Consider the following 3310-nt stretch of genomic DNA (forward strand, 5'->3'; position numbering starts at 1 on the left):
GCACCGCGACGCCGAATTCAACAAGAGCCACGTGCCCGGCTTCCTCCGCGGCGTCGAACCGAAGGCCTGGCTGACCGTCTACCCGTTCGTCCGCAGCTACGAGTGGTACCTGCTCCCCGAGGCCGAGCGCAGCGCCATGCTCGCTGACCACGGCCGCAAGGGTGCCGCCTTCCGCGGTGCGATCGCGAACACCGTCTCCGCCTTTGCCCTCGGCGACTACGAATGGCTCCTCCCGATCGAGAGCGACGAGCTCACCGAGCTCGTCGACCTCATGCGCGAGCTCCGCAACACCGAGGCCCGCCGCCACGTGCGCGAAGAGGTCCCGTTCTACACCGGGCGCCGCATCTCCACCGCGGAACTCGTCGAGGTGCTCCAGTAGTGAGCGCGTACGACGCCATCCTCCTGGCCGGCTTCGGAGGACCCGAGGGGCAGGCCGACGTGATCCCCTTCCTCCGCAACGTCACGGGCGGCCGCGGCATCCCGGAGGAACGCCTCGAAGAGGTCGCGACGCACTACCGCCACTTCGGCGGCATCAGCCCGATCAACGCCCAGAACCGCGTGCTCCGCGCCGCACTCGAAGCAGAACTCGACCGCCGCGGCATCGACATCCCCGTGCTCTGGGGCAACCGCAACTGGGACCCCTACCTCCGCGACGTCGTCGCTGAGGCGCACGCCAACGGCCAGGACCGCCTGCTCGCGATCGTCACAAGCGCATACAGTTCGTACTCCGGCTGCCGCCAGTACCGTGAAGACCTCGCGGCCGCGCTCGAGGTCACGGGCCTGACCGGCGTGGTGCACATCGACAAGGTTCGCCAGTTCTTCGACCACCCCGGCTTCGTCACCCCCTTCATCGCCGGCGTGAGCAAGGGCCTCGCGGATGTCGCCGCCCAGATCCCGGGCATCGACCTCGCCACCGAGGTGGAGGTCCTGTTCTCGACGCACTCGATCCCGTCGACGGACGCCGCGAAGAGCGGACCTGCCGAGCGCGGCTTCGGTGAGGGCGGCGCATACGAGGCCCAGCACCTCGCCGTCGCGCACACGGTGATGACTGCTGTCGCCGCAGCGGATGCCGCGGCGAGCGAGACCCCGTGGCAGCTCGTCTTCCAGTCCCGGAGCGGGCCGCCGAGCATGCCATGGCTCGAGCCAGACATCAACGACGCCATCCGGCTGCTCCCGGCCAGGGGCATCCGTGCCGTCGTGATCGTGCCGCTCGGTTTCGTGAGCGACCACATGGAGGTCATGTGGGACCTCGACAACGAGGCGACGGAGACCGCGCACGAGCAGGGACTGTTCTCGGTGCGCGTACCCACGCCCGGGGTCGACCCTGCATACGTGAGCGGGCTGATCGACCTCGTGGTCGAGCGCCTCGAGGACACGCCGGCAGCCGAACGCCCCGCGATGACCCCGCTCGGACCCTGGTACGACGTCTGCCGGCCGGGCTGCTGCGAGAACGTGCGCCTCGGCTTCAAGCCAGCTCTCGCCGGGATCGCGCCGTGAGCACGATCAGGATCGGCACCCGGGGGAGCGCCCTCGCCCTCGCCCAGACCCAGGCGGTCGCCAACCGGATCGCAGCAGCAGCGGGCACCGAGGTCGAGCTCGTCGTGATCACGACCCACGGCGACACCTCGAAGGAACCCCTGTCCGGCCTCGGCGGGACGGGCGTGTTCGCGAGCGCCCTCCGCGAGTCCCTGCTGAACGGCGACTGCGACGCGATCGTGCACTCCTTCAAGGACCTGCCGACCGCGCTGTACCCCGGCCTCGTCGTCGGCGCAACGCCGCGCCGCGCCGACGCCCGCGACGTGCTCTGCGCCCGGGACGGACTGACCCTCGAGACCCTTCCGGAGGGCGCCAGGGTCGGCACCGGTTCCCCGCGCCGGGTCGCCCAGCTTCTGAAGGCCCGGCCGGACCTGCACGTCGTCGACATCCGCGGCAACGTGGACACCCGGCTCGGCAGGGTCGCCGCAGGCGACCTCGACGCCGTTGTGCTCGCCGCGGCCGGCCTCAGCAGGCTCGGCCTCCTGAGCGCGGTCGAGGGCGAGTACCTCGAGCTCTCCGACTGGCCGACCGCGCCCGGCCAGGGTTCCCTCGCGATCGAGGTGCGGGAGGGCAGGCTTGATCGCCCGCTCGGAACCGCGCTCGCCGCGATCAACCATGCGACGAGCCAGGCCACCACGACCGCGGAGCGTCTCGTGCTCGCGCGACTCGAGGCCGGCTGCGCGGCCCCGATCGGCGCGATGGCGGCGATCGACGACGGCCTGTTGTTCCTGACTGCCACGGTGTACAGTCCTGATGGTGCCCGAAGTATCGTGAGTTCGCACGCCGCGACGCCCGATTCACATTCCGTCACCCACCTGGTCGAGGCCGCCCAGGACGTCTCCGAGCGTGTGGCCCGTGATCTGATCCAAGGCGGGGCTGCCGATTTTGCCCCCATGAAGGTGACTTCTTAAGAAATGACCTGGCGCTACAAGACCCTCTCCAATCCCACCAAGCCGCTTGCCGGCTGGCGGGTCCTCGTCCCGCGCGGCGGCCCGTGGGGTGACCACGTCGCCGCGGACCTCCGCTCCCGCGGTGCGCAGCCGATCGTGGCCCCGATGATCAACTTCGCCGCGACCGACAACGCCCCCGCGCTCGACGCGGCGCTCGCACGCCTCGCGGACGGTGACTTCGACTGGATGACGATCACGAGCGCGACGACCGTCGATGTGCTCTCCTCGCACCGCGCCGTCGTGGCTCCCGGCACCCGGATCGCCGCCGTCGGCGAGACCACCGCGGCGGCTCTCATCGCCGCCGGCTATCGCGTCGATCTCGTCCCCGCCGAGGACAACTCCGCCCGTGGCCTGCTCGCCGAGTGGGAAGCCGCCACCCAGGGTGTCGTGCCCCTGCGCATCCTCACCCTGCGCTCCGAGATCGCCAAGCCCCTGCTCACCGAGGGTCTGCGCCGGATCGGCCACGAGGTCGAGTCCGTCGTCGCCTATCGCACGATCGGCGTTCCCGTGGACCCGCGGGTCGTTGCGGATGTCGCGGCCGGCAAGGTGCAAGCGCTCCTGGTCACCTCGGGGAGCGTCGCAGAACAGGTGCAGGAGCAGTTCGGACCTGTCCCCGAGACGACCCTCGTCGCCTGCATCGGTCCGCGCACCGCCAAGGACGCCGCGGCCCTCGGACTCCGCGTCGACCTCGTTGCGGAAGCCCCCAGCGCCGAGGCGCTCATCGAGGCCCTCTCGCACTTCGCCGAACTCCGCTAGCGCCTCAACCTTCCCGCCCTCCCGCGAAAGCGGGTGAATCGTCGGTTTGGGCGCGCGTGAACGACGAT

At 70.6% G+C, this 3310-nt stretch carries 4 protein-coding genes; all 4 read left to right on the forward strand.

The genetic code is table 11. The features are described 5' to 3' along the window. The coding region (locus QN345_RS17015; RefSeq protein WP_323508933.1) for a chlorite dismutase family protein at window positions 1-379 on the forward strand (379 nt) is incomplete at its 5' end. Continuing rightward, window positions 379-1497, forward strand: coding sequence for a ferrochelatase (locus QN345_RS17020; protein ID WP_134449201.1), 1119 nt, complete (start codon window positions 379-381; stop codon window positions 1495-1497). The genes QN345_RS17015 and QN345_RS17020, both read left to right, overlap by 1 nt. After that, window positions 1494-2447, forward strand: a complete 954-nt coding sequence (gene hemC, locus QN345_RS17025; RefSeq protein ID WP_134449200.1) for a hydroxymethylbilane synthase — start codon at window positions 1494-1496, stop codon at window positions 2445-2447. Before QN345_RS17020 ends, hemC begins: the two co-directional genes overlap by 4 nt. 3 nt (window positions 2448-2450) lie before the next feature. Next, window positions 2451-3242: a uroporphyrinogen-III synthase gene (locus QN345_RS17030; protein ID WP_134449199.1), complete on the forward strand. Its 792-nt coding sequence runs from the start codon at window positions 2451-2453 to the stop codon at window positions 3240-3242. The last annotated feature ends 68 nt before the right edge of the window (window positions 3243-3310 follow it).

Source organism: Cryobacterium sp. 10I1 (assembly GCF_035019805.1).
GTDB classification, from domain to species: Bacteria; Actinomycetota; Actinomycetes; order Actinomycetales; family Microbacteriaceae; genus Cryobacterium; species Cryobacterium glucosi.